Here is a 6,141-nt window from a genome sequence, read left to right as displayed (position 1 = left end):
CCATCAACAAGGACGAGGAGGCGCCGATCTTCCAGGTCGCCGATTACGGGTTAGTGGCGGATCTGTTCGAGGCGCTGCCGGAATTCGAGAGCAAGCTGTAAGGAAGATCGCTTCCAGGTCGCGCTCTCGACAACTAACGGCCTGGTCGCCGATCTCTTCCAGGCGCTGCCGGAGCTCGAGCAGACGCTGTAGCGAAGATCGTGATCTTCCCGACGTAAAAAACCGGCCCTCTCAAGGGCCGGTTCTTTTGATGCTGACACCATGGGCCGTCAGGCGGCGGTCTCGAGCTGGTCGCTGACATGCTCCAGGTGGTGGTCGCAGTCACCGAGGTAGTGGTCGAACATCACCAGGTGCTTGGCATAGTGGGAGACATGGCACTCGTCGGTCATGCCCATGCCGCCATGCAGCTGGATGGCCTGTTCGGCGACGAAGCGGGCGGCCTCGCCGCAGTAGGCCTTGGCCGCGGCGAGGCGATAGTCGCGTTCGGCGGCGGGGCGATCGAGGCTGGTGGCGGCGAGAATCGCCATGGAGCGGGCCTGCTCGAGGTGCAGATGCATGTCGACCATGCGGTGCTGCAGGCTCTGGAAGCGCGATAACGGGGTGCCGAACTGCTGGCGCTCCTTGAGGTAGTCGAGGGTCTGCTCGCAGGCGACCTCCATGGTACCGACCGCCTCGGCACACAGCGCCGCGCGGCCGAGCGCCAGGGTGGCATCGAGCGCATTGGCGGCGTCGGCGCTCAGGCAAGCGTCGGCGCTCAACGAGACGGCCTCGAGGGCCAGGTTGCTGGCCGACTGGTCGTCGATGGTACGGTAGTCGCGGCGGCTCAGGCCGGCGGCGTCGGCGGGGACCACGAACAGCCCCAGGCGCCCGTCGTCGAGGCGGGCGGTGACCAGCAGGGCGATGGCCGAGGCGGCATTGAGCACCAGCTGCTTGTCGCCATCGAGGCGCCAGCCATCACCCTCCCGACACGCGGTGGTGGCGATGCCATGGGCATCATAGCGGGCGTCACCCTCCTGCCAGGCCAGTGCCAGCTGATGCTCGCCCTCGAGCAGCGGCGCCAGCCAGCGCTTCCGCTGCCCGGCATCGCCGAGTCGGGCCAGCAGGTCGCCGGGCAGCACCAGGCCAGCCAGGTAGGCTTCGGGCACCAGGCCGCGTCCCAGCGCCTGCATGATGAGCATCAGGTCGGTGCCGTCACCGCCGAGGCCGCCGACCTGCTCGGCGAAGGGCATGTGCAGCAGCCCCAGTTCGGCGAAGGTCTGCCACAGCGCCGAACGTTCGCCGGCAGGTGCCTCGAGCAGGGCGCGGCGCTGCTCGGGGGCGACCCGGTCGGCAATCAGGCGCTCGAGGGTGTCGGCGAGCATGCGCTGCTCGTCGGTCAGGGAAAAGTCCATGGGCGGCTCCTTACATGCCGAGGATCGGTTACTTACATGCCAAGAATCGTCTTGGCGACGATGCTCTTCTGGATCTCGTTGGCACCGCCATAGATCGAGAGCTTGCGGCGATTGAAGTACTGGGCGGCGCTCGAGGCGCTCTCGGCCAGGGCCGGATCGTCGAGCTCGCCGTCGCCGTGGAGGAAGTCGGGGAAGAAGGGCAGCGCGGCCGGTCCCAGGGCGCGGCGGGTCAGGTCGCTGAGCTCCTGGCGAAGCTCCGAGCCGCGCACCTTGAGCAGCGAGCTCTCCGCCCCCGGTGCGCCACCATCCCGGGCCGCGGCGATGACCCGCAGGTTGGTGACCTCCAGTGCCATCAGCTCGAGCTCGGCCTTCACCACCCGCTGACGGAAGCTCGCCAGCTCGAGCAGCGGGCGGCCGCGGTGCTGCACCCGGGTGGCCAGCGACTTGAGATGGCGCAGCGCCTGCTTGGCGTGGCCGAGCCCGGCGATGCCGGTGCGTTCGTGGGTCAGCAGGAACTTGGCGCAGGTCCAGCCCTGGCCCTCCTCGCCGATGCGGTTGGCCACCGGCACGCGGACCTCGTCGAGGAAGACCTCGTTGACCTCGTGGGCGCCCTCCAGGGTGATGATCGGGCGTACCGTGATGCCCGGGCTCGCCATGTCGATCAGCAGGAAGCTGATGCCGGCCTGCTTCCTGGCGTCGGGGTCGGTACGCACCAGGCAGAACATCATGTTGGCGTGCTGCCCCAGGGTGGTCCAGGTCTTCTGCCCGGTGACGACATAGTGGTCACCGTCGCGCACCGCACGGGTCTTGAGGCTGGCCAGGTCGGAACCGGCACCGGGTTCGGAGTAGCCCTGGCACCACCAGTCCCGGTTGGCGAGGATGCGCGGCAGGTAGTGGCGCTGCTGCGCTTCGCTACCGAATGTCATGATCACCGGCGCGACCATGTTGACGCCGAAGGGCACCACGGTCGGGGCATGGGCGGCGGCACACTCCTCGTCGAAGATGTGCCGCTGCACCGGGCCCCAGCCGGGACCACCGTGCTCTTCTGGCCAGTTGGCGGCCAGCCAGCCGCGCTCACCGAGAATAGTCTGCCAGCGCAGGTGATCGTCGGCGGAGAGCCGGCGGCCGAGACGGACGCGTTCGCGGATGTCGTCGGGGAGGGAGGTGGCGAGAAAGCCTCGGACCTCCCGGCGGAACGCCTGCTCCTCGGCACTGTAGGTCAGGTTCATGGGGACGTCTCCGAGGTGGCGGATCCAGTGAGGGTGGCCTGGCGGTGGGGACCGCCGAGGTGACGCGGGTAGCCCAGGGCCTCGATGGCCAGCAGGTCGATGTCGCCGGTGCGGTAGCAGAGCCCCTGCTCGGCGAGGGGCAGGCTGGCCGCCTCCATGGCGGCGCACCGGTCGTCGGGCGAGGCGTTCGCGGCCCGGTACAGCGCGGCGAGCAGGCTGTCGCGGCGGCTCACCACGACGGCCTGACGCAGTGCCTTGAGGGCATCGGCCGTGGCCTGCTGCTGCTCGGCGCTGGCGCGAATGGCGACCAGTTCCAGCAGCGCGCCCTGCGGTGGCGTGACCAGGACCAGGTCGGCGTCCAGCTCATCCGGCCGGCCGTCGGCCTCGGCCGGCTGCAGGGCGATACGCAGGCAAGCCGCCGGGCAATCGGGGGGCGCGTCGCGGGGGGCGATCAGGCAGGCCTGTGTCGACGCGTCCGGCCGGTCGGTGAATTCGATGCCGGTGCGCCCGGCATGGCCCTCGAGGCGCTCGAAGAGCGGATGCTCGCCGACCAGGGCGATGCGGGTCAGCGCCGGGGGCTCGCCGGCGTCGGGCACCCGGTGCGGGGCGCGGGCGGCGAAGAAGGCGTGGATCAGGCCGGTCCGCTGGGGGGAGTCCATGCAGGCGAGGAACAGCTCGCGCTCGCGGCGCAGCCCCTCGGCCAGGCTATTCTCGGTGCTGGCCGCGACGGCCTCGAGGCAGCGGAATGGCGAGAACAGGTCGGGCACCTCGGCCTCGAGCCGGGCCCGATGGCGGGCGATGGCCCCGGGGTCGGCGGCGGGGGCGGGCAGCTCGCCGGTCCGGCGGGCGGTGCGCTGGCCCTCCAGGATGGCGCGGGCGGCGCCGAGGCCGGCATCGAGCGGGACATCGGTCTGGTCGATGGCATCGATGATGCCCAGCGTCAGTGCCTCGTCGGCGGCCACGAAACGCCCGCTGGTGATCAGGTCCAGGGCACTGTCCACGCCGACCAGGCGGGGCAGCCGCTGGGTGCCGCCGGCACCGGGCAGCAGGCCGAGCTTGACCTCGGGCAGGCCGACCCGGGTGCCCGGCAGGGCCACCCGGTAGTGGCAGCCCAGTGCCACCTCGAGGCCGCCGCCCAGGGCGGTGCCGTGGAGTACCGCCACCAGGGGCTTGGTGCTGGCCTCGAGGCGTGCGATGACCTCCGGCAGTAGCGGCTGCCGGGGAGGCTGGCCGAACTCACGGATATCGGCGCCGGCGATGAAGGTGCGGCCGTCGGCCATCAGCACCAGGGCACGTGCGCCGTCATCGGCCTGGCCCTGGTCGAGCGCTTCGAGCAGGCCGCTGCGCACGGCATGGCCGAGGGCGTTGACGGGGGGATTGTCGATGCGGATCACGCCGATGTCGTCATGGCGCTGGTAGTGGACAGAGGCTGGCATGCAATGGGCTCCAGGTGAGGGTCGTGGTGTGGGGTGGGGCCGCTTCACAGGCCCGGCTGGGGCGAGCCGTTACGGCTGTGGCGTCGACTCCAGCGGGCCAGCAGCACGGCGGGCACCAGGGCGGCCAGCGAGATGCCGAGCAGCTCGAACTGACCGAGAGGCACCATGCCGCCCCCGGGCAGGGCCAGGGTCAGCCCCGAGATCAGCACCAGGGCGCGGATCGCCGTTTCCTGGATCGCGCCATGGCCCAGTCGCCCGACCCCGATCAGGTAGCCCTGCATGGCCGAGGCGAACAGCACGATGCCCACCAGGGCCTGGACGAACACCAGCAGGATCTGCAGCGGCTCGCCCTGCATGATCAGCGCCGGATTGAGCACGAACAGGAAGGGAATGAAGTAGATCACGCTGCCCAGCCGCATGGCCTGCAGGCCGGTCGCCATCGGCCGCGCCCCGGCGACGGTGGCCGCGGCGAAGGCGCCCAGCGCCACCGGCGGGGTGATGAAGCTGAGCATGCCCCAGTAGAGGATGAACATGTGCACCGCCATGGGGTCGAGGCCGCCGCCCTGGATCAGCGCCGGCGCCAGGGCCACCGCCAGGAAGATGTAGGCGGCGGTCACGGTCATGCCGATGCCCAGCACGAAGCTGGTCAGGGCCCCCATGATCAGCAGCAGCGGCACGCTGCCCCCCGCCAGGTGGATGAAGTCGTTGGCGATGGTGCCGGAGAGGCCGGTCATCGACAGGGCGCCGACCAGCATGCCGACCCCGGCGAGGATGGCGATCAGCTCGGCGAACAGCCTGGCCGCCCCCGACAGGGCGTCGCCGAGGTCCCGCCAGTTCCAGCGGTTGTGCTTGGAGAGCTGGTTGAGCACCAGCAGCAGGGCGGTGGCGTAGAAGGGCGCGACGGCCTCGCGCTGCATCACCAGCAGCATCCACACCAGCAGAGCGAAGACGAAGATGAAGTACCAGCCCTCCTTGAGGGTGGCCCACAGCGAAGGCAGCTCGGCCGCTGGCAGCCCCTCGATGTGGTGGCGCGCGGCATAGGCGTCGATCTGGATGAACAGGCCCAGGAAGTAGAGGACGGACGGGATCACCGCGGCCAGTGCCACGGCGGCATAGGGCACGTCGAGGAACATGGCCATGACGAAGGCCGTGGCGCCCATCACCGGAGGCATCAAGACACCACCGGTGGAGGCACAGGCCTCGACCCCGCCGGCGAAGGAGCGGCTCATGCCGATGCGACGCATGGCGGGAATCGACAGCACGCCGGTGGTCAGCACGTTGCTGATCACGCTGCCGCTCATCGAGCCCATCAGGCCGCTGGAGAAGATCGACACCTTGGCCGGGCCGCCCCGCACGTGGCCGAGCAGGGCGAAGGCCAGGTTGATGAAGAACTTGCCGCCGCCGCTCTTCTGCAGCACCACCCCGAACACCAGGAAGCCGATCACCAGGCCGGCGAAGGCCTGCAGCGGCACCCCCATGATGCTCTCGGTGCTCATGGTGTGGTACATGGCCGTCTCCTCGAGGGAGGAGGGGAAGGCCTGGATCGGCCCCGGCATCACATCGGCCACCAGGGGGTAGAGCGAGAAGGCGGTGACGATCACGGCGATGGGCCAGCCTCCGGCGCGTCGTGCGGCCTCGACGATCAGCAGCCAGTAGGCGTAGCTGGCCCAGATGGCGGGGTCCGGCGCGGCGAAGGCCCAGCCGCGCTCGAGGATGGCGTCGGCGTGGAAGACGAAATAGCCGCCGACGACCAGGGTCACGGCACTGAGCAGATAGTCGTACCAGGGAATGGGCCCGTGCAGGGCGGCGGCCCGGGGCGGCCAGAGCAGGTAGACCAGGGGCAGCAGCAGCGCCACCACCGCATAGTAGAACCGGGTCTCGAGGCCCGTGACGATGTTCAGCAGGCCGAGATTGAACAGGTAGTCCAGGGTCATCAGCATCAGCGCGATCGTGACGGTACCCGGAATCCAGTTGAGCCAGGATGGCAGCCGGCGAATCTGGCTGATCTTCTCCCTGACCTGCGGCGGCGAGCCGCCTTGTGTGTTCGCTGTGGTCATGTCGGGGTCCAGGGCGTTGGAGCGGGGC

Annotated in this window: 4 protein-coding genes and 1 pseudogene; 1 reads left to right on the top strand and 4 read right to left on the bottom strand. The window is 69.9% G+C overall.

From position 1 onward, the window contains the following. Positions 1-101, top strand: a pseudogene (locus C1H66_RS23290) (electron transfer flavoprotein subunit alpha/FixB family protein); the annotation flags it as partial. Positions 102-269: 168 nt separating this feature from the next. Here the strand turns inward: C1H66_RS23290 and C1H66_RS17860 are convergent. Genes C1H66_RS17860 through C1H66_RS17845 form a run of 4 tightly spaced genes read right to left on the bottom strand, consistent with a single transcriptional unit; the run spans position 270 to position 6,113 of the window. Further along, positions 270-1,391 (bottom strand): acyl-CoA dehydrogenase family protein, encoded by a 1,122-nt coding sequence (locus C1H66_RS17860; RefSeq protein WP_102629231.1) that lies wholly within the window; start codon positions 1,389-1,391, stop codon positions 270-272. 32 nt (positions 1,392-1,423) lie between these two features. Then, positions 1,424-2,620, bottom strand: a complete 1,197-nt coding sequence (locus C1H66_RS17855; RefSeq protein ID WP_102629230.1) for an acyl-CoA dehydrogenase family protein — start codon at positions 2,618-2,620, stop codon at positions 1,424-1,426. Further along, positions 2,617-4,056, bottom strand: coding sequence for an enoyl-CoA hydratase/isomerase family protein (locus tag C1H66_RS17850; RefSeq protein ID WP_102629229.1), 1,440 nt, complete (start codon positions 4,054-4,056; stop codon positions 2,617-2,619). The genes C1H66_RS17855 and C1H66_RS17850 overlap by 4 nt, the downstream gene beginning before the upstream one ends. A 44-nt stretch (positions 4,057-4,100) precedes the next feature. Then, entirely contained in the window at positions 4,101-6,113 is a 2,013-nt protein-coding gene (locus tag C1H66_RS17845; RefSeq protein WP_102629228.1) for a TRAP transporter permease, read from the bottom strand. Between the last annotated feature and the right edge of the window lie 28 nt (positions 6,114-6,141).

The sequence above is a fragment of the Halomonas heilongjiangensis genome (genome assembly GCF_002879645.1).
Classification (GTDB): domain Bacteria; phylum Pseudomonadota; class Gammaproteobacteria; order Pseudomonadales; family Halomonadaceae; genus Halomonas; species Halomonas heilongjiangensis.
This window is presented reverse-complemented; position numbering and strand designations above follow the sequence as displayed.